Below are 25,700 nucleotides of genomic sequence, written 5' to 3'. Positions count from 1 at the left end.
CAATGCGACGCTGACAGAGAAAATCGTGACGATAAGGTAGAAAGATGAAACTGAATCCAAGGCAAAATGAGGCGGTAAAATTCGTTTCTGGTCCTTGCTTAGTGCTAGCAGGAGCTGGTTCTGGTAAGACGCGAGTGATCACTAACAAAATTGCGTATTTGGTTCAGCATTGTGACTATAAAGCACGTAATATTGCTGCCTTAACCTTTACCAATAAAGCGGCACGTGAGATGAAAGAGCGTGTCGGTCAAACTTTAGGTAAGCAAGAGTCTAAAGGTTTAATGGTATCGACCTTCCACACCTTAGGTCTCAATATTATTCGTCGTGAATACAAAGCTCTGGGTCTTAAGGCGAACTTTTCTCTGTTTGATGACCAAGATCAGATGGCGTTACTAAAAGAGCTGACAGAAGATGAATTGGAAGGTGATAAAGATCTTTTGAAACAGCTATTGTCGTCTATTTCAAATTGGAAAAATGACATGCTGTCTCCAGTAGATGCAGCAGCACGCGCGCGTTCAGAGCGAGATCAGCTATTTGCTCACTGCTACCATCTCTATCAGCGTCAAATGAAGGCTTATAATGCGTTAGATTTTGATGATCTGATTTTAATGCCTGTATTACTACTGCGAGACAATGAAGAAGTGCGCAGTCGCTGGCAAAATAAAATTCGTTATTTGCTGGTGGATGAGTATCAAGATACCAACACCAGCCAATATATTTTTGTAAAACTTCTGGTTGGGGAACGTGCTCGATTTACCGTGGTGGGTGATGATGATCAGTCTATTTACTCATGGCGTGGTGCACAGCCAGAAAACTTAGCCTTGCTAAATAAAGATTTCCCAAGCCTTAAGGTGATCAAACTTGAGCAAAACTACCGCTCAACCAGTCGTATTTTACGTACGGCGAATATCTTGATTGCCAATAATCCACACGTCTTTGAGAAAACGCTATTTTCAGAGCTGGAAGAAGGGGCATTACTCAAGGTTATCACGGCTAAAAATGAAGAGCATGAGGCTGAAAAAGTGGTTGGTGAGTTGATTGCCCATCGCTTTTTAAATAACACAGCTTATAAAGATTATGCCATTTTGTATCGAGGCAACCATCAGTCCCGCTTGTTTGAAAAAGCATTAATGCAAAACCGTATTCCATATAAGATCTCAGGTGGTACATCGTTTTTCTCGCGCGCAGAAATTAAAGATATCATGGCGTATCTGCGGTTACTCACTAACCAAGATGATGACAACGCCTTTTTACGTATTGTGAATACACCTCGTCGTGAAATTGGTCCGGTAACGTTAGAAAAGTTGGGTAATTACGCCAATATGCGTGGCAAGAGTTTATTTGCTGCAAGCTTCGAGCTGGGTCTTGAACAGCATCTGTCTGGTCGAGGTTTAGAGTCTTTGCAGCGATTTACGCGTTGGGTGGTTGAGTTAGCAGATAATGCTGAGCGTGGCGATACGGTTGCAGCAGTGCGTCAGTTAGTGCGGGATATTCATTATGAAGATTGGTTGTATGAGACATCAGCCAGTCCGAAAGCTGCTGAGATGCGCATGAAAAATGTCTCTGATCTGTATAGTTGGATCACAGCTGATCTTGAAGGTGATAATTATGACCAGCAAGAGCGCAGTTTAAAAGAGGTGGTTCAGCGTATGACCTTGCGCGATATGATGGAGCGTGGGGAAGATGATGATAATGCAGATCAGGTGCAGCTAATGACATTGCACGCCTCAAAGGGATTGGAGTTCCCTTATGTTTATCTTGTTGGCTCTGAAGAGGGAATTTTGCCGCATCAAACCAGTATTGATGAAGACAATATTGAAGAAGAGCGCCGTCTCGCTTATGTGGGCATCACCCGAGCACAACGAGAACTGACTTTCACCATGTGTAAAGAGCGCCGTCAATATGGTGAGTTGATTAAGCCTGAGCCAAGTCGCTTCTTGTATGAATTGCCACAAGATGATCTGGAGTGGGATACAGAAAAGAAACCTGTTACTGCTCAAGAGCGTATGCAGCGCGGTCAGGCGCATATTGCCAATATTCGAGCCATGTTTAATAAAGACTAAATTAACAACACGGGTAAACCGCGTTAACTTTGTTATTTCTAAAACCACCGCCAATAGTGCGGTGGTTTTTTTGTTTATTACTGCGTTAATCCTTCGGTCATATAGTTAATAGCAGCAATGATCTCTTCGTCACTACAGTCCATACAAGATCCTTTCGCTGGCATAGCATTGAAACCTTCAATGGCATGTTTTGCGAGAATTTCTTGGCCTTGTGCTAGACGATCTTTCCAATCTGCAGCATCACCCTTTTTCGGTGCATTCATTACCCCACTAGTATGGCAAGCAGAACAATAGGTGTTGTAAACCTGCTCTCCGCCACGAGGACTTGCCGCAACTTTTACGATAGGGGCATCTCCCTCTAGATACAGAGAGCCAACGGGTTTGATTCGTTGTTCTATTGCTTCATTAGACATATCTGCTGCAATAACGGATCCGACAGTAAAAAGGATGGTTAGGGCAGAGAATAAAGAAAATCGCTTTAAGCTCATGGTTTACTTCCTTGTAATCGTTTTGCTTTTAGATGGCATTTAACCAACTTGGATTATTCTTAGAATTGACTATTTATATGAGTTTAAATAAATGTTTAAATTGTAAACATAAAGTAATTATAAGAAATTTGCCAATGAGATGAAATAACTGGGCTGTATTTGTATGATACGAATCAATCAGTTTTTGTTTATAAATACACCGAACGCAAAAAAAAATGAAAAAAAGACTAGACGAAGAGGGGGCTAATCCGTAATATTCGTCTCCGCCGACAGGGCATGCGCCCGTAGCTCAGTTGGATAGAGCGTTGGCCTCCGGAGCCAAAGGTCGAAGGTTCGAATCCTTTCGGGCGCGCCATCCGGAATATAAAAGTTGGCAAAAAACATTGGTGGCTATAGCTCAGTTGGTAGAGTCCCGGATTGTGATTCCGGTTGTCGCGAGTTCAAGCCTCGTTAGCCACCCCATATTACGAAGAGTTGATATTATTGACTTTTCAGAGCGAAAGCTCAAAAACAGTTTTCGGTGAATAGCGCAGTTTGGTAGCGCATCTGGTTTGGGACCAGAGGGTCGGGGGTTCGAATCCCTCTTCACCGACCACTTACATTGGTGACCATAGCTCAGTTGGTAGAGTCCCGGATTGTGATTCCGGTTGTCGCGAGTTCGATCCTCGTTGGTCACCCCATTATTTAGGTTCTTAGCAGTTCTAAGCACCTTGGCTTAAAGCCTAAAACATTGTCGGTGAATAGCGCAGTTTGGTAGCGCATCTGGTTTGGGACCAGAGGGTCGGGGGTTCGAATCCCTCTTCACCGACCACTATTAAGAAAGCCTCGTTGAAAAACGAGGCTTTTTTACATCTAAAAACCAAGCAAAGAAGTACACTTTGTATTTCGAGCAATGTCATGGTTTTGGTTGGTGTTCACAGATCGTCAGAATCTGGTTCTTTACCAACCACGATAAAGAAACCTCGCTTAATGCGAGGTTTTTTTTCGCCTAAAACCGAGTAAAGCCAATTTTTAGCTCCATTTTTACCCCATTGAGTAGATACAAAAACGCCCCGCAATGGCGAGGCGTTTTGCTAACTCGTAATGATAAGTTTAGCTCTTCATCATTAATTGGTAGCCAACATAACAAGCGGTGATACTTAACACTACGTTGAGGATAATGTTAAGTCCGGCTTTAACAAACTCACCTTGCTGAATCATAACGACGTTATCCATTGAGAAGGTTGAGAAAGTTGTTAAAGCTCCAAGGAAACCAAGGCCTATGATTGGACGCCATGGCGCAGCTTCAATCATTCCTTGATTTAATGCCGACATCAGCAAACCCATAATTAGGGAGCCGACGATGTTTACAGTTAATGTTCCATATGGGAAGCCACGGCCAAACAGTACCACGCACAGCTCAGATACTAAGTAACGGGAGCAGGCGCCAAACGCACCGCCAAGAGCGATAAAACCGAGTAAAACAAATTGGCTCATGGGGATCTCATTTTTTATAAATTGGAAAACGCATACTATAACCATGATCACGTTTTGATGGTTGTAGTTTGTCGTGCTATTTTTGCAATCATTGATTGTATGCCACTTTGTTTAGTCGTTAGCGGCATAATTGTTACATACTTAGGTTTCTTGAGTATAAACTAGTTATAGCACTTAAATATAACCATAACATTTACATTCCCCATTTGGAGGCTGATATGTCGCTATATCCAACCATTTTGCTTGCGGTAAATCCTGATGATAAAGAAGCTCATAAGCTGATGATTAAGGCGGCGGTAATCGCAGAGCAAAATAATGCCGAGCTTCATTTAGCCTATGTTGAGCCGGGTATTGGCAATGTGAGCTATATGGATGTGGAGCTAGAGCTTGATGAAGTTCATAACGCATTAGAAATTAAACGAATGCAGCAGCTAGCTGATCTTGCTAAGCAATCTCCATATCCGGTAGGGGAAATGTATCTTGCCGATGGTGATGTGGCGAAACATTTGGTTGAACTGGCAAAGAAAGTGGATGCAAAACTGGTTATTGTAGGCTATCACAAAACGTTTCTTCATCTTTTTGGTGATGTGGCTGACGAGCTTTCTAAGCATCTTGAGTGTGATGTACTGACGTGTCGTTAATGAACACGTAGTCTTTTTGTTGTTTAGCGCTACCTTTAGGTGGCGTTTTTATTTTGTTAAATAAACGTAACACAAACCTTGCACCATGAGTTGGGCTTTTTTATACTGATGCTCAACTTGTCGGAGTGCCATGTGGCTGAGACCGTGTAAACGGGATCCGTTGAACCTGATCAGGCTAATACCTGCGAAGGGAACAAGAGAAGATAATTTGTTGTGCGCTATTGAAACTGGCAGTTGTGGCTGGTGGTTAATGGGGCGCTGTATCTCTTGTTGCATTTGTCCGATAAGCATTTCTTTATTCATTAGGAAAGAGTGCTATGTCGAATCGAAAGCAAGCTAGGCAACATGCCAAACATTTCATTGATACCTTATCGGTATCACCTTATCCCAACTCCCAAAAAATCTATGTTTCAGCTGATCACCGCCCTGATATTCGGGTCGCAATGCGTGAAATCGCGTTAGCAGATAGTTTAATCGGTGGCAGTAGAGAACATCCAGAATATCAAGACAACCAACCGATCCGGGTTTACGATACCTCAGGTGTTTATACCGATCCCAACCATATTATTGATCTCTATTCTGGCTTACCTAAGTTGCGAGCAAGCTGGATTGCTGAGCGCCAAGACTGTGAAGTATTGACTGAACGAAGTTCCGCTTTTGCTCAACAACGAGCAGAGGATCCCCTGTTAGACGATTTAAGATTTAATCACACAACTCCTATCTTTCGTGCCAAAACCAATCGTTGCGTTACTCAACTGCATTATGCCAGGCAAGGTGTGATTACGCCGGAGATGGAATATATTGCCTTACGCGAGAATATGGGACGGGCTCAATATCGCGATCAAGTTTTAAATCAGCAACATGATGGTCAGTCATTTGGGGCTTCACTTCCAACCGAAATCAGTGCCGAATTTGTGCGACAGGAGGTGGCTCAAGGGCGAGCAATCATTCCGGCAAATATTAATCACCCTGAAGCTGAACCTATGATTATTGGGCGAAATTTTCTGGTGAAAGTAAATGCCAATATTGGTAACTCTTCGGTCACTTCATCAATTGAAGAAGAAGTCGAGAAGCTGGTTTGGGCGACGCGATGGGGCGCGGATACCGTAATGGATCTTTCTACTGGCCGCTATATTCATGAAACCCGGGAATGGATTTTACGCAATAGCCCTGTTCCAATTGGGACGGTTCCTATGTATCAGGCTTTAGAAAAAGTAAATGGTATTGCAGAAAACCTTACCTGGGAAATTATGCGCGATACCTTGATTGAACAGGCTGAGCAAGGCGTTGATTATTTTACTATCCACGCTGGCGTATTATTGCGTTATGTCCCACTAACGGCACAACGCGTAACTGGAATCGTATCAAGAGGCGGCTCCATTATTGCTAAATGGTGTCTTGCTCATCATCAAGAAAATTTTCTCTACACCCATTTTTCGGAAATTTGTCAGATTTGTGCTCAATACGATGTGTCTCTGTCGCTTGGTGATGGGTTACGGCCAGGTTCGGTAGCTGATGCTAATGACGAAGCGCAATTTTCAGAGCTGAGAACACTGGGTGAACTGACCAAGATTGCTTGGCAATACGATGTGCAAGTGATGGTTGAAGGGCCCGGTCATGTGCCGATGCAGATGATCAAAGCCAATATGGATGAACAACTGACGCATTGCCATCAAGCACCATTTTATACCTTAGGGCCGTTAACCACAGATATTGCTCCTGGCTATGATCATATAACTTCAGGCGTTGGTGCGGCGATGATTGGTTGGTACGGATGTGCCATGCTCTGTTATGTCACACCTAAAGAGCATTTAGGTTTACCGAATAAAGAAGATGTTAAAACCGGATTGATCACTTATAAACTATGCGCCCATGCTGCTGATTTGGCGAAAGGGCATCCAGGGGCTCAAATTCGTGACAATGCGTTATCTAAAGCACGTTTTGAGTTCCGCTGGCAGGATCAATTTAATTTAAGTCTTGACCCCGATACCGCAAAGGCTTATCACGATGAGACGTTACCGCAAGAATCGGGCAAAGTTGCTCACTTTTGTTCGATGTGCGGACCGAAATTCTGTTCGATGAAGATCTCGCAAGAAGTTCGCGACTACGCCTCAAACTTAACTCAAGAGCAAGATATCACTGTTGCTGTATTGGACGATCCTCTTGAGGGCATGCAACAAAAAGCCGATGAATTCCGTGCGAGAGGAAGTGAGTTATATCACCCTGTCAAAAAGGAAAATATATGAGTGCTTTACGTCTATCTGAAAATTTAATGCCACTATTAATGCATATCGACCCAATTTTAGCGACTGCTGAACAGTTTGGTTTGGGTGAAAAAGTGGATATTTCGCTAGTTGATCATGAAGCCGTTTTTATTCGTTCAGCCCAGCAGAATTGGCAAGTTGTATTTAATGCTCACCATCAAGATCAATCCAGTGATGTTTTGTTACGGGTATTGGATCAATGGTTAGCACCATACCCATCGTTAGATGAGATTAAACAAAAAGTCTTGAATGAACCTCAACTGGTTGTATCTGGCTTGCCTGTAGCAGATGGCTTTGTTGATCTCTGGTATCACAATGGCAAAGTGGAAATGACCTTTTGTCATCACCTTGGGGCTAATGAACCGCATCGGGCAATGCTGCTTGCTGCTCTAGCTCTGGATTATCCATTACAAGATGCTTGTGTACTCGCCCGAGCTTATGCGCGTCGCTATTTAGACCAAAATAGAGATCGCCTACTGCATTGGCCCGATTGCTTAACACTATTTCCTCGGGTGGTGACTCGTACTCATGAGCAAGCTTTAACGCTATTAGGTGAGCAATCATCTCCGGTCTGTTTTGAGCCTGTGAATCGAGAAGATTTTACCCTTTACGCTGTGGTCGATAGTGCGACTTGGATAGATAAGGTGCTTTCGTGCGGGGTGACAACGGCTCAATTGCGAATTAAAGAGTCTGCTACGACCGATTTAACCGCACAAATATCGCAAGCGGTTAATAGTGGTCATACTTATCACAGCCAAGTATTTATTAATGACTATTGGCAACAAGCTATTGAGGCTGAAGCGTTTGGAGTGCATTTAGGTCAAGAAGATTTAGATACCGCAGATCTGACTATGATCGCTCAAGCACAACTGCGATTAGGTATTTCAACGCATGGTTATTATGAGATTTTACGAGCGATTGAGCTGAAACCTAGTTATATCGCGCTGGGTCATGTTTTTGCAACGACCACCAAAGAGATGGAATCAAGTCCCCAAGGTGTTGTGCGTTTGGCTTTGTATCAGAAACTACTTACGGGTGTGGTTCCAACCGTTGCTATTGGTGGTATTGATTTAACCAATATTGAACAGGTTCTGCGTTGTGAGGTGGATAGCGTTGCTGTAGTACGTGCCATCACTCAGGCAGAGAATGTTGAAGAGGCGATTAAGCGCTTAAAAGAGAAGATAGATCAGTATCGAGGAGGGTTGGATGACGCCATCGTTAACTGACCACCAATTTCTGCGTTATAGCCGCCAACTGATGGTGCCTGAGATCTCAGAACAAGGGCAGTCTCAGTTGGCGCAGGCAAAAGTACTGTTCATCGGTGCTGGTGGCTTAGGATCCATTGCTGCTCTTTATCTGGCTGGCGCAGGTATTGGCGCGCTTTGGCTTGCCGATGGTGATAAGGTCGAATTGTCTAATTTAGCAAGACAAATCCTGTATCGTGAAAGCGATCTCGGCCGAAATAAGGCCGTACAAGCCAGCACTCAACTGAGCCAACTTAACCCAACGGTTAGTATTGTCCCACTCACTTCTCATTTACACGATAACGGCTTAGTCGATGCAATTAGTCGTGTCGATCTCGTACTTGATTGCAGTGATAACTTTACCACCCGATATGCCGTCAATAAAGCCTGTATGGAGTGTCAAATCCCATTAATTTCCGGAGCTGCAATTGGCTGGCAAGGTCAAGTAATTAGCTTTGGTTTTCATCAATCTAGCTCGCCTTGTTACCACTGTTTGTATCCTCAAATGGCTAAGACTCAAACGAAACAAAATTGTCAGACTATGGGAGTTGTTGGCCCATTGGTTGGCGTTATAGGTGCTTTTCAAGCATTAGAAGCTATTAAGTACTTCACAGTGCCCCAGTCTATAACATGGGGCGAGTTACATCAGTTCAATGGACTGAACAATCAGTGGCAAAGCGTACAGTGTGGTAGCGATGTGAGTTGCCTAGTGTGTCAGCAGGAGAATGAAAATGAAGCTGTGGTTTAATGGCGAAGTGATTGAGATGGTTGATGCTGTCTCTCTTGAGCAACTCATTACTTACTATCAATTAGTTCCACATACGATTGCAGTGGCATTAAATCAGCAGATTATTCCTCGTTCGGTATGGTCGCAACAGCCCCTCAATGATGGCGATCATATTGATGTCTTTCAAGCGATAGCAGGAGGTTAAGATGTTAACGATTGCTAATAAATGCTTTTCCTCTCGTCTTTTCACTGGCACAGGTAAGTTTGCCAATGGCGATATTATGGCTGCGGCGATTGCTGAAAGTGGCTCTCAGTTAGTTACGATGGCACTCAAGCGGGTAGAGTTGGGGAAAAAATACGACGATATTCTCTCACCACTTAAGCAGTTAGGAGTTGCATTATTACCCAATACATCAGGAGCAAAAACGGCAGAAGAAGCGATCTTTGCTGCTCGTTTAGCTCGCGAGGTTCTCGGTACTAACTGGTTAAAATTAGAGATTCACCCCGACCCCAAATATTTATTGCCCGATCCAATCGAAACCTTAAAAGCGGCCAAAGCGTTGGTGAAAGAGGGGTTTGTGGTACTGCCGTATTGTCATGCCGATCCGGTGTTGGCTAAACGTTTGGAAGAGGTGGGTTGCGCAGCTGTTATGCCGTTAGGTGCGCCAATTGGCTCGAATAAAGGATTAGTGTGTTGCGATTTTCTCGACATCATTATTGAACAAGCTCGGGTCCCAGTGGTGGTTGATGCTGGTATTGGTGCACCATCTCATGCAGCTCTTGCAATGGAAATGGGCGCAGATGCAGTGTTGGTCAATACTGCTATTGCTACAGCGCAAGACCCATTGCTAATGGCTCAAGCTTTTCGTTTAGCGGTCAGTAGTGGTCGATTAGGTTATCAAGCAGGGCTTGCTCAAGCTTATCAAACGGCCCAAGCTTCTAGCCCTCTAACTGGGTTTCTTGATGGGGTCTAAGATGAGTTTTAGTTCGATTTGGCAGCAACTCAATTGGGATGATCTTCGGCTCAATATATACAGCAAAACAGCGCAAGATGTTGAACGAGCATTGAGTAAAACGCGGTGTGATCTAAGTGATTTTCAAGCGTTAATTTCTCCAGCCGCTGAATCTTATTTGGAGCAACTTGCCATCAAAGCTCAAGAGCGAACTCGGCAACGATTTGGTCATACCATGGGGCTTTATGTCCCGCTTTATCTCTCTAATTTATGCGCTAACTCATGCACCTATTGTGGTTTTTCCATGGAGAATAAGCTTAAACGCAAAGTGCTTAATACCGCTGAAATAGAACAAGAGTGCCAAGCGCTCAAACGTAAAGGGTTTGATAGTATTTTGCTGGTTACTGGTGAACATGAAACCAAAGTGGGAATGACATATTTGGCCCAAGCGGTTGAGCAGATCAAGCCATACTTTAGTTATTTAGCACTAGAAGTTCAGCCGTTAGAACAAGAAGAGTACGTACAACTGCGAGCTCTGGGTTTAAATGGAGTGATGGTGTATCAAGAGACTTACCATCAGCGAGAATACGCCAAACATCACTTGCGCGGTAAAAAACAAGACTTTCATTATCGCTTAGAAACCGCAGATAGGTTGGCTCAAGCTGGGATAGATAAAATTGGTTTGGGCGCTTTAATTGGACTTGAAGACTGGCGAGTGGATAGCTTTTTTGTTGCTCGTCATTTGCAATACTTAGAGCAGCGCTACTGGCAAAGTCGTTACTCAATTTCCTTTCCTCGCTTGCGTCCTTGTACTGGTGGGGTTGAGCCAAAATCGGTGATGACAGATCGCCAGTTGGTGCAACTTATCTGTGCTTATCGCCTCTTTAATGGGGAAGTTGAGCTTTCGTTATCGACCCGAGAATCGGCTTTTTTCCGTGATAACGTGGCGTCTTTGGGGATTACGACTATGTCGGCCGAATCTAAAACTCAGCCGGGCGGATACGCAGAGCAAGCTTTAAGTGAATTAGAGCAATTTACGATTGACGATGCCCGCTCAGTTCAAGATGTAGCTGCTCGTTTACAACAGCAAGGGTTAACTCCGGTCTGGAAAGATTGGCAGCATCAATATCACTAAGTTGTGGTTAAATTAGCATAAAAAAGAACCGCTGCAATGAGCGGTTCTTTTATTGGTGCAAGCTTTTATCTAAGGCGGTGAAGCCTAAAGCGAGTGGTTAGCCGCGAGTTAATGGGGCTGTGGCTTGCTCAAGCCAAGTCAGATCTTCGCCTGTTAACGCAGGGCTCACATCTTGCCAAACTTTCTGGTGATATTGGTTTAGCCACTCAATTTCATTGTCGGTCATCAGGGCAGTATCAATCACTCGTTTATCGATAGGTGCACGAGTTAATGACTCAAAGCCAAGTACTGTCATATCACCTTGGGTTGGGATTTCGACTACGATCTCTAAGTTCTCAATACGGATACCAAACGCATCTGCACGGTAATAACCTGGCTCATTGGAAAGCACCATACCTGGTTGCAGAGCCGTTGGGTTGTAGACTTTAGCAATGCGTTGAGGCCCTTCATGCACACTTAAGAAGTGACCAACACCGTGGCCTGTGCCGTGATCATAATCAAAACCATGAGCCCATAAGTGCTGACGGGCTAGGGCATCAAGCTGTGAGCCTGTAGTACCTTTCGGGAAGCGGGCACTGGCTAAAGCAATATGGCCTTTAAGAACGAGTGTAAAGGCGTGCTTTTGCTCTGCACTTGGAGTGCCAATGGCTACAGTACGCGTGATATCAGTGGTGCCATCTGGGTACTGACCACCTGAATCCACAAGATACAAACTGTTGAGCTCAAGAGCACTCGGCTGGGGCTGATTTTGATGGTTGTAGTGACACATTGCTGCATTACTTGCCGCCGCAGAAATTGTATCAAAGCTCATATCACTGCAACTTGGGTCTTGTGCTCTAAATGCCCATAGTTGATCTGCAAGTTGGCCTTCATCAAGTAGAATTCCTTGCGCAACTTGAGCATCGAGCCAAGCTAGGAATTTTGCCATTGCCACACCATCACGAATATGACACGCCTTCATACCTGCCGCTTCAGTTGGGTTTTTCATCGCTTTTGGTAGGGCACAAGGATCCGCCGCAGGCAAAATATTTGCTTGGGCTTGCTGTAATTCTTGTACTGTCCATGCGTTACAACTGTTTGGATCAACCATTACGGTTTGTTTGGTAAAGGCTGCGAGATCGGCCTGTAATTGCTCAGGAGCTTTCACCGTAACACCGGCACCAACATGAGCTGCAAATTCGGCAGGAAGTCGGTTAGCATCAATATAGAAGCTTACATCGCCATTGGCATCAATGATCAGATTGGAAAGGAGTACTGGGAGACGAGGCACATCATTACCTCGAATATTAAGTAACCAAGCGATGGCATCGATTTGACTGATAACCGCAGCATCAGCTTTATTTTTCTTTAAAACCGCAGCTATTTGGTTTCGTTTCTCACTTGAGCTTACGCCAGCATATTGCTCACTCATTAAGATGGCATCAGAAAGCGTTGCAGCAGGGCGATCGATCCACAGACTGTCAATTGGGTTGGCGTCGATGCTAATAAGAGCGAGCTCTTCTCCTACTTGTTGCTGAGTACGCTCAAACCAAGCTTGGCTATGTAAGCGTGGATCAAGAACGACTTTACTACCTGATGCTAAGGTTTCTAACACCCACTGCATTGGTGGTTCTTCGATAAGGTGACGGTATTGATAAACATCGCCTGGAACTTGCTTGCGTACCTGTACCACATAACGACCATCAACAAAGATAGCGGCTTGGTCTCGGGTGATAATTGCCATTCCCGCAGAACCGGTAAAACCTGTTGCCCACTCTAAACGTTCATTATGAACTGGAATGTATTCGCCTAAGTATTCATCTTCATGAGGGATCAGCAGTGCGTCATAATCATTAGCGATAAGCCATTGACGCAGCTGCTCGACACGTTGTGCGATAACTGCTTGCATGATTTGAGATTCCTTTACCTGTAATGCCGTTATGTTGTTCATATTCCGACGTAATTACTGTGAGATCCGCGCGTTTAGCAGCGCTTATTCTGTTATTGATTACGTTAGCGTGTTTAGCGTGCGGCTGCAAATAGAGTCGAGGGTTAATCTATGGTATTCCAAAATGGAAAATCGCTATTGAATATAAACCATTTCAATTCATATCGTGAAAACCGTAGACTTGGCGCCGAAACACAGTTAGGGAACCTTCATGAGCCAACCATCTTCTTTAAAAAACACTCGTTTAGTCGCGCTTATGGTATTGCTAGTGCTATTTAGCCCACTGGCAATCGATATTTATTTACCTGCTTTGCCTGCGATGGCAGAGACATTTTCGGTCACTGGAACTCAAGTTCAAGATACGGTGACTTGGTTTATGGTTAGTTTGGGGTTAGGCCAGTTGCTGGCAGGCCCTCTTGCCGATCGTTTTGGTCGCCGTCCTATCGCTTTAGGTGGCGTTGTTATTTATGCCATAAGTGCGTTAGTGGCTTATGGTGCGCAAACACTTGATTTACTGTTATTGGCTCGTCTGTGCCAAGGTTTTGGTGCATGTGCCACATCGGTCGCAGCATTTGCCGCTGTACGCGATAGCTTTGGTGCTGAAAAAAGTGGGCGTATGATCAGCTACTTAAATGGGGCGATCTGCTTTATTCCCGCGCTTGCACCACTGTTGGGCACTTGGTTGACTCACCATTTTGGTTGGCGTTCAAATTTCAGTTTTATGGCCGGTTTTGCGGTTATCGCTGGCACATTATTGTGGGTGTTATTTAAAGAAACCCGTCCAGCAGAAACTCAAACATCGGGTGCATTAATTAGTTGGAGTCGTTACTTTTCGGTATTGCGTGAGCCAGTATTTTTGTTCCATGCCATCTTATGTATGTTGGCTATGGCGGTGATTTTGGCTTATGTCACTTCAGCCCCGGTATGGTTGATGATGAAGCAAGGCCAAACCATGAATCAATTTACCTTCTGGTTTGGTTTAAATGCCGCGCTCAATATCGCCGCTTGTATGCTAGCACCAAAAGTGATGGATAAATTGGGCTCACGAGCAACGTTACAAATCGGTTTGATCATTTTATTGCTCGCTGGTGGCGCAATGCTGGTGATGGCTAACATTATGCAACCATGGGCGTTTATGGTGCCGATTTTTGTCTCTTCATTTGGTTTTGCATTTGTTTTAGGTTCAGCGGCGGGTAAAGCGTTGGCACCATTTGGTGATAGAGCCGGTACGGCTGCAGCATTGTTGGGGTTATTCCAAATGAGTGGTGCTGGTGCCATGGTGAGTTTAACTCAACGTCTTGATTTAACCCCACCGTATTTGATGACGTTACAAATGTGGCTATTGATCCCAGGTTTACTGATTTTGGTCTCCAAACTTGGTCGCCGCTGGCATGCTGCGCCAAGTCTGAATTAGTACCAATTTGAATTAATAGATGCTCGATTAAGAGCACCGGGTCTCGACAACCCACTTGCCTGTTAGCCTGTCAGTTGTGACAGGCTTTTTTTTGCTTGGAGCTTTTGAGTTGTTGAATCATCAATCCCACGATAATTAAGCCAAGGCCAATAATGGTTGAAGGTGCAATAGTTTCACCAATGATGGTCGCCAGCAGTAATAGTGAGATAAACGGAGAAATAAAAATAAGGTTGCTGATTTTGGCTGTATTGGTCGTGAGCTTTAGGGCGCTTAGCCACAATACAAATGTAATTCCCATTTCAAATAATCCGACATAACTTACCGCTAGCCAACCTTGCCAAGGAACGGCATGCCAAGTATCGATGGCAAAACTTAGCCCCAAAGAAAACGGCAGTGATAATAAAAATCCAAGTAACACTCCAAGTACTGGATCGGCACTGTTTTTGGTGTTTATGATCCAATACAGCGCCCAAAGTAATGTCGATAATAGTGCCAAAGCGACCCCGGTTGGGCTATCAAATTGCAGTGCGGTGATATCACCTTTCGTGGCAATAACAATCACCCCAAGATAACCAAATAAGCAAGCAATCCAATCTTGGCGACGAATTTTCTGGCCTAAAAATAGGGCCGCCATCAGTGTTAAGGTGATGGCCCAACTGTAATTTAGCGGTTGAGCTTGCGATGCAGGTAGCAGTTCATACGCTTTAAATAGCACTAAGTAATAGGCGAGTGGGTTTATCAAACCTAGAGCGAGGTAGTACCAAGGTCGTAGTAATAATGTGCGCTTTAGTTGGGATAAGGTACCCTGATAGAAGCTTATTCCAGTTAAAGCAATTGCTGATACGGCACTGGCTACCACCAACATTTGCACTGGCGAAAAATAGTTAAGAGTAATTTTAAATGCGGTGGCAACGGTTGACCACAACAGGACTGCGCTCAATCCGTAGAGAAGAGCCTTACGTTCGTTCATACTAATTCACATCCTTGCATTGAATCGGTTAAGCGGCGCTAGTGTAGATAGCTTTGGCTTAATCGGCAGTAAACAATGCCATGAGCTGTGATAATAACCACAGAAAAGTGTCCTATTATTGAGCGATTTAACCGTAACATTGCTGGACATTTATCCAGTATCCACTTAGCCTTAACCTATTCATCTTTAACGTATAAGTAGTTGAGACCTTATCATGACCGAATGGCTAAGTGGCGGAGGATTGGCCACTCTGGCAGCCCTATCTGGCGCAACGATTGCAAGCATTATTACCGCAATGTGGCTGCGAGGTCGCTATGAACAAGAGTTGGCGCTGGTAGAGCAACAAGCCGACAATGAACTCAAATTGAGTCAAGCTCGTGAAGCACAATTGCAACAGCAACTCCAACAGAGTAACGAAGAGTTGGATGAGATGGATGTCGAGCGGGATCGATTGACTGCTGAATTGCGACAAATGCATGGTCGTTTGGCGGCGGCCGTTGAAAAAATGCGTTATTTCGAAGCGTTAAAAACCGAAAAGCAGTATGTGACTGAGCAGCTAGAGAATGCGCGAGCTGCCAATGCGAATTTAGAAGCTGATCTACGTGAGCAATACGCTCGCCATTTTGAAGAGCAGAAAGCGGCAGAAGAAAAAATCAAGCTACTAGAAAATGCTGAAGAGCGGTTACGCATTCAATTTGAAAGCTTAGCCAATCGCTTGTTTGAGCAAAAAAGTCGCAGTGTGGATGAGCAAAACCGCATCAGTCTTGAAGGCTTGTTAATGCCATTAAAAGAGCAGTTGGAAGGGTTTAAAAAGCAAGTTAACGACAGTTTTAGTTATGAAGCTCGTGAACGTCACACCTTGATTCATCAGATCAACAGCTTAAAACAACTTAATGAACAAATGGCAAAAGAAGCCGTAAACCTAACTCAAGCGCTCAAAGGCGATAACAAAGCTCAAGGTAATTGGGGTGAGGTGATCTTAGCTCGAGTATTGTCTGAATCAGGCTTGCGCGAAGGCCATGAATATCAAACACAGGTGAGCTTAGAAAATGATGAAGGGAAGCGTTATCAGCCAGATGTTGTCGTTCGTCTTCCAGAAAATAAAGATGTGGTCATTGATGCCAAGATGTCGCTGGTAGCTTATGAGCGTTTTTATCATGCTGAATTGGCGGCAGAGCGTGAACTGGCGCTCAGTGAGCACGTTGCATCGGTTCGGGGCCATATGCGAGGGCTTAGTCGTAAAGACTACCATCAGCTTCATGGCGTTCGAAGCCTAGATTATGTGCTGATGTTTATCCCGGTTGAACCTGCATTTCAAGCCGCAATTGAGGCCGATCCTGCGCTAATCCGTGATGCCATGGACTTAAATATTATGTTGGTTAGTCCAACAACGCTATTAGTGGCTCTACGTACGATTAATAATTTATGGCGCAATGAGCGACAGAACCAAAATGCCAAAGAGATTGCAGAGCGAGCAAGCCGTCTTTATGACAAATTGCGCTTGTTTGTAACCGATATGGAAGCAATGGGGGCGTCATTAGAGAAAGCCAATCAGAGCTATCAAGGTGCGATGAATAAGTTGGTTTCTGGCCGAGGAAATGTGTTGCGTCAAGCTGAAAGCTTCAAACAACTTGGGGTTGAAGTGAAGCGCGATATTAACCCTCAACTGACTGAAAGAGCGATGTTTGAAGGGGGATTTGCCGAGCAAGTTGACGCTTTGACCCATCAAGACGATAAATGAATGACGCTAGTGCTTTGAGCAATTCGCAAGCATCAAGTACACTAGGGTCACCGAAGTATATGATGATAGGCCTATCGGTTCAGCTAAGGATAACCAGATAGGTTTTATAGAACGGATTTAACATGACGGACACCACTCAAGAAACGACCCACTTTGGCTTTCGTACAGTAGCGAAAGACGATAAAGCTGCCATGGTTGCTGAGGTATTTCACTCGGTTGCAGCAAAATACGACATGATGAACGATGTTATGTCTTTTGGTATTCACCGCGCGTGGAAGCGTTTCACCATTGATTGCAGTGGCGCACGCCGTGGCCAGCGCATCTTGGATTTGGGTGGTGGTACTGGTGACCTAACCGCTAAATTCTCTCGCATTGTGGGTGAGGATGGTCAAGTTATTTTGGCTGATATCAATAACTCGATGCTAAAAGTTGGTCGCAGTAAGTTGCGTGATATCGGTGTAGTTGGGAACGTAGGTTATGTTCAAGCTAACGCAGAAGAATTGCCATTTCCTGATAATTACTTTGACTGTATTACTATCAGCTTCTGTCTACGTAATGTGACCGACAAAGATAAAGCTTTGCGCTCGATGTTTCGTGTTTTGAAGCCAGGTGGTCGCTTATTGGTATTGGAGTTCTCAAAACCTATTGTTGAGCCGCTATCAAAGATTTATGACGCATACTCTTTCCATATTTTGCCAAAAATGGGTGAGTTAGTAGCGAATGACAGCGAAAGTTACCGCTATTTGGCTGAATCTATTCGTATGCACCCAGATCAAGAAACCTTAAAAGGTATGATGGAAGATGCTGGGTTTGAACAAACAACTTACTACAATTTAACGGGGGGAATTGTTGCCCTACACCGTGGTTATAAGTTTTAAGGACCATTATGCCAATTGATGTTTTTATCACTGGAACGGTAGAAACGGCACTGAATCAACTGCTAAAAGAAGATGCAGACAGTGGTCGTCGCCTTAATCGCCTACGCGGTAAAGTAATCAGTGTGACTTTTAATGAGCTAAATAAGACGTTGTTTTTTGTCTTTAGTCAGCAAATTGATGTCCTTGCCGCGTTTGAAGGTGAGGTCGATTGTCAATTGGCATTGAATTTGGCGGTACTGCCTCAGCTGCGTCAATCTAGCCAGCTGACTCAGTTGATTAAAGCCGATAAATTAATGCTATCGGGTGATATTCAATTGGCACAACAGTTTGCTACGCTGCTTGGTGGGTTAAAGCCCGATGTGGAAGAAAAACTATCTCACTATACTGGAGATATTGTGGCTCATACGCTCGTGTCATCAGTTAAAGGTGGTGCTGAGCAAGTAAAACGCATTTTAACCCGCCGTCAGCAGCAGTTGGCTGAAACCTTAACTGAAGAGTGGAAAGTCGTACCATCACCACTTGAGATCGCCTATTTTGCTGATCAGGTGGATGATGTTAAGTCGGCAACCGCTCGGTTAGAAGCTCGTTTAAATCGACTATTGGAATCTTAAAAGGCCATGATGACCTTTTCCGAATTACGTCGTCTTTACCATATTACCGCAGTACAGTTGCGTTATGGTTTAGACGAATTGCTCCCTGACGATCCTCGGGTGCAACTACCGAAAAAATTACGCAAAAGCCTTTTCTGGCTCAAGAACGAACATCAAGATAAGCCATTAGGTCAGCGATTACGTTTGGCTCTGCAAGAGTTAGGTCCGGTGTGGATCAAATTTGGGCAGATGCTATCAACTCGCCGCGATCTGTTTCCGCCTCATATCGCCGATCAGCTTGCTCTACTGCAAGACCAAGTAGAGCCTTTTGATGGTGAGTTGGCAAAAGCACAGATGGAGCAAGCTCTTGGTGGTGCGCTTGAACAGTGGTTCGATGATTTCTCTATTGAGCCGTTAGCATCAGCCTCTATTGCTCAGGTTCATACCGCCGTCTTAAAAGAAAATGGGCGCGAAGTGGTTCTTAAGGTGATTCGCCCAGATATCTTGCCTGTGATCCAAGCCGATATTAAATTGATGTATCGTATGGCGCGTTTATTGGCAAAACTGGTACCTGAAGCGCGTCGGCTGCGTCCAGTTGAAGTAGTCCGTGAGTACGAAAAGACGCTGATCGATGAATTAGACTTGATGCGAGAAGCGGCAAACAGCATTCAGCTGCGCCGTAACTTTGCTGGTGATGAGACATTATACGTACCTGAAGTCTTTAGTGACTACTGTCGAACCAACTTATTGGTGATGGAACGCATCTATGGGATTCAGGTTTCCAATATTGAGGCTCTGAAAGCAAACGGAACCAATTTAAAATTATTATCGGAAAATGCAGTGAATATCTTCTTTACGCAGGTATTCCGTGATAGTTTCTTCCACGCAGACATGCACCCAGGGAATATTTTCGTTTCTTACGAGCACCCTGAGACACCACAATGGATCGCACTTGACTGTGGTATTGTGGGAACGCTTAATCGAGAAGATAAGCGCTACTTAGCAGAAAACTTGCTGGCTTTTTTCCATCGAGACTACCGCAAAGTGGCTGAATTACATGTCGATTCCGGTTGGGTTCCGCACGATACTAATATTGATGAGTTTGAGTTTGCGATTCGTACTGTGTGTGAGCCGATATTTGAGAAGCCTCTGTGTGAGATCTCATTTGGCCATGTGTTGCTGAATTTATTTAATACCGCGCGCCGCTTTAATATGGAAGTGCAACCACAGCTGGTTTTACTGCAAAAAACCTTGTTGTATGTTGAAGGGTTGGGGCGTCAGTTGTATCCGCAACTTGATTTGTGGGCTACAGCAAAACCATTTTTAGAAGACTGGATGTCACGTCAGGTCGGGACTCAAGCCATTATGGATGCGGTGAAAAATAAAGCGCCATTTTGGGCTGAGAAGCTGCCCGAGTTACCTGAATTACTGTATGACAGTTTGCGCCAAGGCAAGGCAATGAATCAACGTGTCGATAAACTCTATGAGCATTTCATGACAAATCGACGCTACCAGAACCAAGCTCGGTTCTATTTTGGTATCGGTGCAACGCTTATTATATGTTCTGCCATACTTTTTAGTAATCACGTGGCAACGTATCCGGCAATTTCTGCGGGTGTTGGCGTCACATTTTGGTTTTTAGGTTGGCGAAATTGCCGCCGATAGACGGTAAAGTAAACAACCTTTACAATAGCAACAACCTTTCGTTATTAACCACAAAGAGCTGAGGTAAAACAAGCATGGGTGGTATCAGTATCTGGCAATTGTTAATCATTGCTTTAATCATCGTTCTTCTATTCGGTACGAAGAAGCTTCGCACACTAGGTGGTGACCTAGGCTCTGCAGTGAAAGGCTTCAAGAAGGCGATCAGCGACGAAGACGACACTACTGCTAAGAAAACAGCAGCAGATGACGCAGACTTTGAACAGAAGAAACTTACTGAAGAAAAGCAGCAAGCTGAAAACGTTCAAAAAGACCAAAAAGACAAAGAGCAGGTTTAAGACGTGTTTGAGATCGGGTTCTGGGAGTTAGTACTTATCTCGGTGGTGGGATTAGTAGTACTGGGGCCGGAACGTCTACCCGTTGCGATTCGTACCGTTTCGCAGTGGATAGGTGCTGTTCGTAATATGGCAAATTCAGTTAAAGATGAGTTATCACAAGAACTGAAAATTCAGGAATTGCAGGAAAACCTTCGTAAAGCTGAACAGATGAATATGAAAGATTTGTCTCCTGATCTACAAAAATCAGTAGATGAATTGAAAAAAGCGGCCGATGAGGTGCAGCGTCCATATTCTCCTGAAGCCAAAAAAAGCGAGCAAACCTCAGCAACGACTTCTGACAAGCAGGAATAAAATACATCACTATGTCGACAGTTGAAGAAACGCAGCCGTTATTTAGCCATTTACTTGAGCTACGTAATCGCATTTTGCGTTCCCTATTAAGTGTCCTAGTGGTTTTCTTGTGCTTAGTTTGGTTTTCGAATGACATCTATACTTTCTTGTCAGCACCTCTAGTCGAGCGTATGCCTGCTGGTGCGACAATGATTGCGACTGATGTTGCGTCACCTTTCTTTGCTCCAATTAAACTAACCTTGGTCACATCAGTTTTCATTGCTGTACCAATGATCTTATATCAAGTATGGGCTTTTGTAGCGCCAGGCTTGTATAAGCACGAACGTAAAATGATCGTGCCACTGCTGGTATCGAGTTCGGTTCTGTTTTATGTCGGTGTAGCGTTTGCGTACTTTGTGGTTTTCCCTTTAGTATTCAAATTCTTCACCAGTACAGCGCCTGCTGGGGTACAAGTTGCCACAGATATTATGAGCTATTTGGACTTTGTTCTCGCTCTGTTTATGGCGTTTGGTATTGCGTTTGAAGTGCCTGTAGCAATTATTTTGCTATGCTGGACTGGCGCAACCGACCCACAAAGTTTACGTGAAAAACGTCCATATATTATTGTGGCTGCATTTGTCGTTGGTATGCTACTGACACCGCCAGATATCATTTCACAGACCTTATTGGCTGTGCCTATGTGTCTGCTGTTTGAAGTAGGCTTATTCTTCTCTCGTTACTATGTTCGTGATAATGACGAAGCAGAAGAAGAACAATATGATGACTAAACGCATTTATGTGTAATAGTAAAAAACCGGCGCTGTTTGCCGGTTTTTTTGTATCACAGAGGAAGTAAAGGATGATTGATATCGGGGTAAACCTGACCAACGATCGGTTTGATAAAGACCGCCCAGAGCTGATTGAACGAGCTCAACAAGCGGGTGTTACTGGCATCGTGATAACAGGCACCAACATTGAAGAGAGCCAGCATGCCGCCGAACTTGCAACTATGTGGCCTGATTACTGTTTTAGCACCGCTGGAGTTCATCCCCACGATGCCAAGTCGGTGACTGATTTAAGCCTAGCGCCTTTGCGTCAATTAGCTCTGCTTCCTCAAGTGGTAGCAATTGGCGAATGTGGTTTGGATTTCAATCGTGATTTCTCGCCACGTCCTATACAAGAGGCTGTGTTTGAAGCGCAACTGGCTTTAGCTGCTGAGCTGAACATGCCTGTGTTTATGCATTGTCGTGATGCGCATGAGCGTTTTATGGCAATACTGGCACCGTGGCGCGATAAATTACCCGCTGCAGTATTGCACTGTTTTACAGGTACAGAGCAAGAACTCAAACAGTGTTTAGCTCTTGATCTACATATTGGTATCACAGGTTGGGTATGTGATGAACGCCGTGGCTTAGAGCTACGAGATGTGGTGAAACATATCCCTGATGAGCGTTTGATGGTTGAAACTGATTGTCCTTATCTCTTACCTCGCGATTTGCGTCCAAAGCCAAAATCAAGTCGTAATGAGCCACAATATTTGCCTCATATAGCTCAGGTGATCGCCCAGTGTCGAGGTCAAAATCCAGAGCAGTTAATTGCGCAAACTCGAATTAATAGCGAGCGTTTTTTTAATATTCGCGGTCGCTAAACTAGGGTGTTATTATCATACGAAATATATGGCTGTGGAGTATTGATTAGACAAAATAGCGTCTTAAGTTATTTAGCTTAATCAATCGCACAGTCGGTCAGCCTATTAATTTTCCTAAGGAGTATGCTGTGGCTGTTTCTATTCAGGGTTCTTTTCCTGCTCGCCGTATGCGTCGTATTCGTAAACACGATTTTAGTCGTCGTTTGATGGCTGAAAACCAGATCTCTGTGAATGACCTTATCTATCCAATGTTCATCCTTGAAGGTGAGAATCGTCGTCAAAGCGTTGATTCTATGCCAGGCATTGAGCGTTTATCGATTGATTTAATGGTTGAAGAAGTTAAATACTTAGCAGATCTTGGTATTCCTGCTATCGCTCTATTCCCTGTTGTTTCGGCTGAGTTTAAGTCGTTAATGGCAGAAGAAGCATACAATACAAATGGTTTGGTTCAACAAGCTGTTCGTGCGATTAAAGCTGCAGCACCACAGATGGGTGTGATCACAGACGTAGCGCTTGACCCATTTACGGTGCATGGTCAAGACGGCATCATTGATGAAGAAGGCTATGTGATCAATGACATCACAACTGAAATACTGATCAAACAAGCGTTGTCTCATGCTGAAGCGGGCGCTGATGTCGTTGCTCCTTCTGATATGATGGACGGTCGTATCGGTGCGATTCGTGAAGCATTAGAAGAAGCAGGTCATATTCATACCCAGATTATGGCGTACTCAGCTAAATATGCTTCAAACTACTACGGTCCTTTCCGTGATGCGGTAGGCTCTTCTGGTAACCTAAAAGGTGGTGATAAGAAGACTTATCAAATGGATCCAGCAAACAGCGATGAAGCTTTACATGAAGTTGCAATGGATCTAAATGAAGGCGCAGATATGGTGATGGTGAAGCCTGGTATGCCATATCTTGATGTAGTACGTCGCGTGAAGACTGAACTGCAAGTACCAACCTTTGCTTACCAAGTATCGGGTGAGTATGCGATGCACATGGCTGCGATTCAAAATGGTTGGTTAAAAGAGCGTGAAACCATTATGGAATCACTCCTTTGCTTCAAGCGTGCCGGTGCAGATGGTGTATTAACGTATTTTGCCAAGCGTGTCGCTGAGTGGTTAGCAGAAGAAGGCCGCGAGCGCGGTAATGTATTGAAATAATCGGTATTGGATTATTTTATTATCAAGTCAAAGGCGAGGAGAGAACCTCGCCTTTGTTGCTTTTATTGAGTAGGCCTACCCAAATTAAGTTAAATATCTCAATGCCATAAGCCCCTCATTGACCCTTAAAAATTACCGTTTATTTGGTAATAATGTTTTGATATTTACCTGTATTATCATTTAATCGGTAAATATACATAATAGCTGCATCCAAACGAGAGGTTATTATGACAATGAAATTTACATCTACCGCACTTATCCTTGCAGCACTAACGACCAGCACGATGGTAATGGCTCATGACCGTGATGAAAGTTATGGTATGGAGTCTGCGACTCAGTTACGAGTTCAGGCTTTAGTTGCTAAACATCAGCAGCCTATTAAGCTGCAACCCCAAGCCACAGTAAGAAAAGATCGTGAAGAGAGCTATGGTATGGCAAAAGCAACAGAGCTGCGCATACAGGCTTTAGTGACTAAACATGAGCAACCTATCTCGGTACAGTCACAAGGCAAGAAAAAAGATCGAGAGGAGAGTTACGGAATGAATTATGCGACTCAGCTTCGAGTACAAGCATTAAGCTAATTTTATCGATTTTTATACTCTATCTATGCTGTTATTATTCATGATGACAGCACTTACTATTTAATAATCTTGAGTGTTAAAGTTAATTGTCATTATTTTTTGTCATATATTACAGCGCGTTAAACTAGATTTGTTTTATGTATAAATAAAGCAAATTATTTTGACATGGTTTTTGTATCTATATATACAAATTATATGTAGACTGGCTTCAGTTCAGACAATAACTCTTAATCAGATATTTAATCTAAAAGCTTCCCAGTTTCCTTTCGATTTACATCGTTATCTTCACTCTGTGTTATCTTTTCATCATTACTTATTTATGCAATTGTCTTTTGTCTTTGCTCTAAAATCACAAGATATATGACGAGATTATCATGCGTAAACCAACTAAAAAAATCAAAAAAAATACTTTTGAAGAGCGATTTTCACTTATTGTAGAAGACTATCATAAGGCTAAAGAGGTATTAAGTACCTTGCCTGTTGGTACCGTTGAACACGAGAAGCAGCAAAGAAAATGCGACACTCTTTTTGCAAAAGCAGAGCGCTGCGTAAATGCAGAATCATAAGTAAGCTTTGTGTTAGTTGCTGGCTCTGAAGATTTTTAGAGGAAGAAGCTCTTTGTTATCGAGTCTCTATAATTTGCAATATTACAATTAACACCCATTAAAAAAGGCTAACGCTTTCACGTTAGCCTTTTTTCATTTAATCAATAAGTTATTGATTATTTTAGTGCATCTTTTTTGATACATAGAACGTGGTATTTACCGTTCTCGATCTCAGCACCTTCAGTTTCGTGTTCGAAACCAGGGAACTCTTCATCCCAAGCTTCTAGCGCTTTTAGGTACTGGATTTGTGGGCTGTTTTCGTCACCGAAGTTTTCACCACCCATTAGCATTGGGATGCCTGGTGGGTAAGGGATAACAGAGTGCGCTGCAACACGACCAACAAGTTCATCCGAAGCAACTAGCTCAACGTCGTTAGACACGATCATCTGGTAAGCATCACGTGGTTTAAGCTCCATTTCTGGTAGGCTTGAGTACGCGTTGTTTAGCACCTGACCTGGGTTGTGACGAACTAGGTATTCAAACATCTTGTTACCTAGATCTTTCAGACCAAGACCTTTGTAAGCTGCAGGGTTGCTTGCAACTAGCTCAGGTAGAATCACTTCTAGATCTGCGTTTGCATCGTAGTGACGCTTAAATGATAACAAGGTGTTGATTAGTGTGTCACGTTTACCTTTAGTAATACCCATTGAGAATAGGAACATTACTTGGAAGTCAGTTGTACGAGTTGGTACGATACCGAAACGACCTAGGTATGCGCTAACAAGTGCTGCTGGAACACCTTTATCTAGGAATTGACCTTTGTCATCAAGTCCTGGAGTTAGTAGGCTCACCTTGATTGGGTCAAGCATACACCAGTCATCATCGATGTCATCGAAACCGTGCCATTGATCGCCTGGGT

Annotated in this window: 25 protein-coding genes, 5 tRNA genes and 1 riboswitch; of the genes, 25 read left to right on the top strand and 5 right to left on the bottom strand. The window is 43.9% G+C overall.

Annotated features, from left to right (window positions below; all coding sequences use genetic code 11):
* Window positions 1-44 precede the first annotated feature (44 nt).
* Window positions 45-2,063 (top strand): DNA helicase Rep, encoded by a 2,019-nt coding sequence (rep, locus tag CTN07_RS19230; protein ID WP_005302339.1) that lies wholly within the window; start codon window positions 45-47, stop codon window positions 2,061-2,063.
* 77 nt (window positions 2,064-2,140) lie between these two features.
* Here rep and CTN07_RS19225 read toward each other — a convergent pair whose 3' ends face one another.
* Window positions 2,141-2,551, bottom strand: coding sequence for a c-type cytochrome (locus tag CTN07_RS19225; RefSeq protein ID WP_036764634.1), 411 nt, complete (start codon window positions 2,549-2,551; stop codon window positions 2,141-2,143).
* 278 nt (window positions 2,552-2,829) lie between these two features.
* On the opposite strand from CTN07_RS19225, the gene CTN07_RS19220 reads away from it, so the two are divergent.
* From CTN07_RS19220 to CTN07_RS19200, 5 genes are all read left to right on the top strand, one after another.
* Window positions 2,830-2,906, top strand: a tRNA-Arg gene (locus tag CTN07_RS19220).
* A 31-nt stretch (window positions 2,907-2,937) separates the two neighbouring features.
* Window positions 2,938-3,013 (top strand) — tRNA-His (locus CTN07_RS19215).
* Window positions 3,014-3,069: 56 nt separating this feature from the next.
* A tRNA-Pro gene (locus CTN07_RS19210) sits at window positions 3,070-3,146 on the top strand.
* A 9-nt stretch (window positions 3,147-3,155) separates the two neighbouring features.
* Window positions 3,156-3,231: transfer RNA gene (locus tag CTN07_RS19205), tRNA-His, on the top strand.
* A 54-nt stretch (window positions 3,232-3,285) separates the two neighbouring features.
* A tRNA-Pro gene (locus CTN07_RS19200) sits at window positions 3,286-3,362 on the top strand.
* A gap of 281 nt (window positions 3,363-3,643) precedes the next feature.
* Here CTN07_RS19200 and crcB read toward each other — a convergent pair.
* Window positions 3,644-4,027, bottom strand: coding sequence for a fluoride efflux transporter CrcB (gene crcB / locus CTN07_RS19195; protein ID WP_036764635.1), 384 nt, complete (start codon window positions 4,025-4,027; stop codon window positions 3,644-3,646).
* A gap of 218 nt (window positions 4,028-4,245) precedes the next feature.
* Here crcB and CTN07_RS19190 point away from each other — a divergent pair, with 218 nt between their 5' ends.
* The 7 genes from CTN07_RS19190 (at window position 4,246) to thiH (ending at window position 10,991) form a co-directional block, all read left to right on the top strand.
* Window positions 4,246-4,668, top strand: coding sequence for a universal stress protein (locus CTN07_RS19190; RefSeq protein ID WP_036764636.1), 423 nt, complete (start codon window positions 4,246-4,248; stop codon window positions 4,666-4,668).
* Between the two features lie 111 nt (window positions 4,669-4,779).
* A riboswitch (TPP riboswitch) is annotated at window positions 4,780-4,878 on the top strand.
* A 107-nt stretch (window positions 4,879-4,985) separates the two neighbouring features.
* Entirely contained in the window at window positions 4,986-6,914 is a 1,929-nt protein-coding gene (thiC, locus tag CTN07_RS19185; RefSeq protein WP_005302347.1) for a phosphomethylpyrimidine synthase ThiC, read from the top strand.
* Complete coding sequence (gene thiE / locus CTN07_RS19180) at window positions 6,911-8,158, top strand: thiamine phosphate synthase (RefSeq protein WP_005302350.1); 1,248 nt, start codon at window positions 6,911-6,913, stop codon at window positions 8,156-8,158. Before thiC ends, thiE begins: the two co-directional genes overlap by 4 nt.
* Window positions 8,139-8,924, top strand: a complete 786-nt coding sequence (locus CTN07_RS19175; protein WP_005302353.1) for a HesA/MoeB/ThiF family protein — start codon at window positions 8,139-8,141, stop codon at window positions 8,922-8,924. Before thiE ends, CTN07_RS19175 begins: the two co-directional genes overlap by 20 nt.
* Window positions 8,908-9,108: a sulfur carrier protein ThiS gene (gene thiS / locus CTN07_RS19170; protein WP_036764639.1), complete on the top strand. Its 201-nt coding sequence runs from the start codon at window positions 8,908-8,910 to the stop codon at window positions 9,106-9,108. The genes CTN07_RS19175 and thiS overlap by 17 nt, the downstream gene beginning before the upstream one ends.
* A 1-nt stretch (window position 9,109) precedes the next feature.
* On the top strand, window positions 9,110-9,877 hold the full coding sequence (locus tag CTN07_RS19165) for a thiazole synthase (RefSeq protein ID WP_005302355.1): 768 nt from the start codon (window positions 9,110-9,112) through the stop codon (window positions 9,875-9,877).
* 1 nt (window position 9,878) lies between these two features.
* Window positions 9,879-10,991 carry a 2-iminoacetate synthase ThiH gene (gene thiH / locus CTN07_RS19160; RefSeq protein WP_036764641.1) on the top strand — a complete coding sequence of 371 codons (1,113 nt, stop codon included), beginning with the start codon at window positions 9,879-9,881 and terminating at the stop codon, window positions 10,989-10,991.
* A gap of 97 nt (window positions 10,992-11,088) precedes the next feature.
* Here the strand turns inward: thiH and CTN07_RS19155 are convergent, their stop codons facing one another.
* Window positions 11,089-12,879, bottom strand: a complete 1,791-nt coding sequence (locus CTN07_RS19155; RefSeq protein ID WP_005302361.1) for an aminopeptidase P family protein — start codon at window positions 12,877-12,879, stop codon at window positions 11,089-11,091.
* A gap of 250 nt (window positions 12,880-13,129) precedes the next feature.
* Here CTN07_RS19155 and CTN07_RS19150 point away from each other — a divergent pair, with 250 nt between their 5' ends.
* Window positions 13,130-14,332, top strand: coding sequence for a multidrug effflux MFS transporter (locus CTN07_RS19150; protein ID WP_005302364.1), 1,203 nt, complete (start codon window positions 13,130-13,132; stop codon window positions 14,330-14,332).
* Window positions 14,333-14,402: 70 nt separating this feature from the next.
* Here CTN07_RS19150 and CTN07_RS19145 read toward each other — a convergent pair whose 3' ends face one another.
* Window positions 14,403-15,302, bottom strand: coding sequence for a DMT family transporter (locus CTN07_RS19145; RefSeq protein WP_005302367.1), 900 nt, complete (start codon window positions 15,300-15,302; stop codon window positions 14,403-14,405).
* 214 nt (window positions 15,303-15,516) lie between these two features.
* Here CTN07_RS19145 and rmuC point away from each other — a divergent pair, with 214 nt between their 5' ends.
* From rmuC to CTN07_RS19090, 11 genes are all read left to right on the top strand, one after another.
* The gene (rmuC, locus tag CTN07_RS19140) at window positions 15,517-17,043 is read left to right on the top strand and encodes a DNA recombination protein RmuC (protein ID WP_005302370.1); all 1,527 of its coding nucleotides are present in this window, start codon (window positions 15,517-15,519) and stop codon (window positions 17,041-17,043) included.
* Window positions 17,044-17,165: 122 nt separating this feature from the next.
* Window positions 17,166-17,921 (top strand): bifunctional demethylmenaquinone methyltransferase/2-methoxy-6-polyprenyl-1,4-benzoquinol methylase UbiE, encoded by a 756-nt coding sequence (ubiE, locus tag CTN07_RS19135; protein ID WP_005302372.1) that lies wholly within the window; start codon window positions 17,166-17,168, stop codon window positions 17,919-17,921.
* An 8-nt stretch (window positions 17,922-17,929) separates the two neighbouring features.
* Complete coding sequence (locus CTN07_RS19130) at window positions 17,930-18,532, top strand: ubiquinone biosynthesis accessory factor UbiJ (RefSeq protein ID WP_005302375.1); 603 nt, start codon at window positions 17,930-17,932, stop codon at window positions 18,530-18,532.
* A 6-nt stretch (window positions 18,533-18,538) separates the two neighbouring features.
* A complete protein-coding gene (ubiB, locus tag CTN07_RS19125) occupies window positions 18,539-20,176 on the top strand; it encodes a ubiquinone biosynthesis regulatory protein kinase UbiB (protein ID WP_005302378.1) in 1,638 nt (545 codons plus the stop codon).
* 74 nt (window positions 20,177-20,250) lie between these two features.
* The gene (gene tatA, locus CTN07_RS19120; RefSeq protein WP_005302381.1) at window positions 20,251-20,511 is read left to right on the top strand and encodes a Sec-independent protein translocase subunit TatA; all 261 of its coding nucleotides are present in this window, start codon (window positions 20,251-20,253) and stop codon (window positions 20,509-20,511) included.
* A gap of 3 nt (window positions 20,512-20,514) precedes the next feature.
* Window positions 20,515-20,862, top strand: coding sequence for a Sec-independent protein translocase protein TatB (gene tatB / locus CTN07_RS19115; RefSeq protein ID WP_036764644.1), 348 nt, complete (start codon window positions 20,515-20,517; stop codon window positions 20,860-20,862).
* A gap of 11 nt (window positions 20,863-20,873) precedes the next feature.
* A complete protein-coding gene (gene tatC, locus CTN07_RS19110; RefSeq protein ID WP_005302385.1) occupies window positions 20,874-21,629 on the top strand; it encodes a Sec-independent protein translocase subunit TatC in 756 nt (251 codons plus the stop codon).
* A gap of 71 nt (window positions 21,630-21,700) precedes the next feature.
* Window positions 21,701-22,489, top strand: coding sequence for a 3'-5' ssDNA/RNA exonuclease TatD (gene tatD / locus CTN07_RS19105; RefSeq protein ID WP_005302388.1), 789 nt, complete (start codon window positions 21,701-21,703; stop codon window positions 22,487-22,489).
* Window positions 22,490-22,617: 128 nt separating this feature from the next.
* A complete protein-coding gene (gene hemB / locus CTN07_RS19100) occupies window positions 22,618-23,655 on the top strand; it encodes a porphobilinogen synthase (protein ID WP_005302391.1) in 1,038 nt (345 codons plus the stop codon).
* A 227-nt stretch (window positions 23,656-23,882) separates the two neighbouring features.
* Window positions 23,883-24,236, top strand: coding sequence for a hypothetical protein (locus CTN07_RS19095; protein ID WP_036764647.1), 354 nt, complete (start codon window positions 23,883-23,885; stop codon window positions 24,234-24,236).
* A gap of 374 nt (window positions 24,237-24,610) precedes the next feature.
* Entirely contained in the window at window positions 24,611-24,802 is a 192-nt protein-coding gene (locus CTN07_RS19090; RefSeq protein WP_036764650.1) for a hypothetical protein, read from the top strand.
* A 155-nt stretch (window positions 24,803-24,957) separates the two neighbouring features.
* Here CTN07_RS19090 and CTN07_RS19085 read toward each other — a convergent pair.
* A partial coding sequence (locus CTN07_RS19085; protein WP_501037823.1) for an Orn/Lys/Arg family decarboxylase occupies window positions 24,958-25,700 on the bottom strand: 743 nt, incomplete at its 5' end.

It is taken from the genome of Photobacterium damselae, from assembly GCF_003026815.1.
Classification (GTDB): domain Bacteria; phylum Pseudomonadota; class Gammaproteobacteria; order Enterobacterales; family Vibrionaceae; genus Photobacterium; species Photobacterium damselae.
Note: the sequence above shows the minus strand (reverse complement) of the source record. Positions and strands in the feature narration are given on the sequence as shown.

What these genes read in the sequence shown, in the direction of transcription:
- rep (WP_005302339.1), top strand. Translation starts at nt 45, where the DNA reads ATGAAACTGAATCCAAGGCAAAATGAGGCGGTAAAATTCGTTTCTGGT.
- CTN07_RS19225 (WP_036764634.1), bottom strand. Translation starts at nt 2,551, where the DNA reads ATGAGCTTAAAGCGATTTTCTTTATTCTCTGCCCTAACCATCCTTTTT.
- crcB (WP_036764635.1), bottom strand. Translation starts at nt 4,027, where the DNA reads ATGAGCCAATTTGTTTTACTCGGTTTTATCGCTCTTGGCGGTGCGTTT.
- CTN07_RS19190 (WP_036764636.1), top strand. Translation starts at nt 4,246, where the DNA reads ATGTCGCTATATCCAACCATTTTGCTTGCGGTAAATCCTGATGATAAA.
- thiC (WP_005302347.1), top strand. Translation starts at nt 4,986, where the DNA reads ATGTCGAATCGAAAGCAAGCTAGGCAACATGCCAAACATTTCATTGAT.
- thiE (WP_005302350.1), top strand. Translation starts at nt 6,911, where the DNA reads ATGAGTGCTTTACGTCTATCTGAAAATTTAATGCCACTATTAATGCAT.
- CTN07_RS19175 (WP_005302353.1), top strand. Translation starts at nt 8,139, where the DNA reads ATGACGCCATCGTTAACTGACCACCAATTTCTGCGTTATAGCCGCCAA.
- thiS (WP_036764639.1), top strand. Translation starts at nt 8,908, where the DNA reads ATGAAGCTGTGGTTTAATGGCGAAGTGATTGAGATGGTTGATGCTGTC.
- CTN07_RS19165 (WP_005302355.1), top strand. Translation starts at nt 9,110, where the DNA reads ATGTTAACGATTGCTAATAAATGCTTTTCCTCTCGTCTTTTCACTGGC.
- thiH (WP_036764641.1), top strand. Translation starts at nt 9,879, where the DNA reads ATGAGTTTTAGTTCGATTTGGCAGCAACTCAATTGGGATGATCTTCGG.
- CTN07_RS19155 (WP_005302361.1), bottom strand. Translation starts at nt 12,879, where the DNA reads ATGCAAGCAGTTATCGCACAACGTGTCGAGCAGCTGCGTCAATGGCTT.
- CTN07_RS19150 (WP_005302364.1), top strand. Translation starts at nt 13,130, where the DNA reads ATGAGCCAACCATCTTCTTTAAAAAACACTCGTTTAGTCGCGCTTATG.
- CTN07_RS19145 (WP_005302367.1), bottom strand. Translation starts at nt 15,302, where the DNA reads ATGAACGAACGTAAGGCTCTTCTCTACGGATTGAGCGCAGTCCTGTTG.
- rmuC (WP_005302370.1), top strand. Translation starts at nt 15,517, where the DNA reads ATGACCGAATGGCTAAGTGGCGGAGGATTGGCCACTCTGGCAGCCCTA.
- ubiE (WP_005302372.1), top strand. Translation starts at nt 17,166, where the DNA reads ATGACGGACACCACTCAAGAAACGACCCACTTTGGCTTTCGTACAGTA.
- CTN07_RS19130 (WP_005302375.1), top strand. Translation starts at nt 17,930, where the DNA reads ATGCCAATTGATGTTTTTATCACTGGAACGGTAGAAACGGCACTGAAT.
- ubiB (WP_005302378.1), top strand. Translation starts at nt 18,539, where the DNA reads ATGATGACCTTTTCCGAATTACGTCGTCTTTACCATATTACCGCAGTA.
- tatA (WP_005302381.1), top strand. Translation starts at nt 20,251, where the DNA reads ATGGGTGGTATCAGTATCTGGCAATTGTTAATCATTGCTTTAATCATC.
- tatC (WP_005302385.1), top strand. Translation starts at nt 20,874, where the DNA reads ATGTCGACAGTTGAAGAAACGCAGCCGTTATTTAGCCATTTACTTGAG.
- tatD (WP_005302388.1), top strand. Translation starts at nt 21,701, where the DNA reads ATGATTGATATCGGGGTAAACCTGACCAACGATCGGTTTGATAAAGAC.
- CTN07_RS19095 (WP_036764647.1), top strand. Translation starts at nt 23,883, where the DNA reads ATGACAATGAAATTTACATCTACCGCACTTATCCTTGCAGCACTAACG.
- CTN07_RS19090 (WP_036764650.1), top strand. Translation starts at nt 24,611, where the DNA reads ATGCGTAAACCAACTAAAAAAATCAAAAAAAATACTTTTGAAGAGCGA.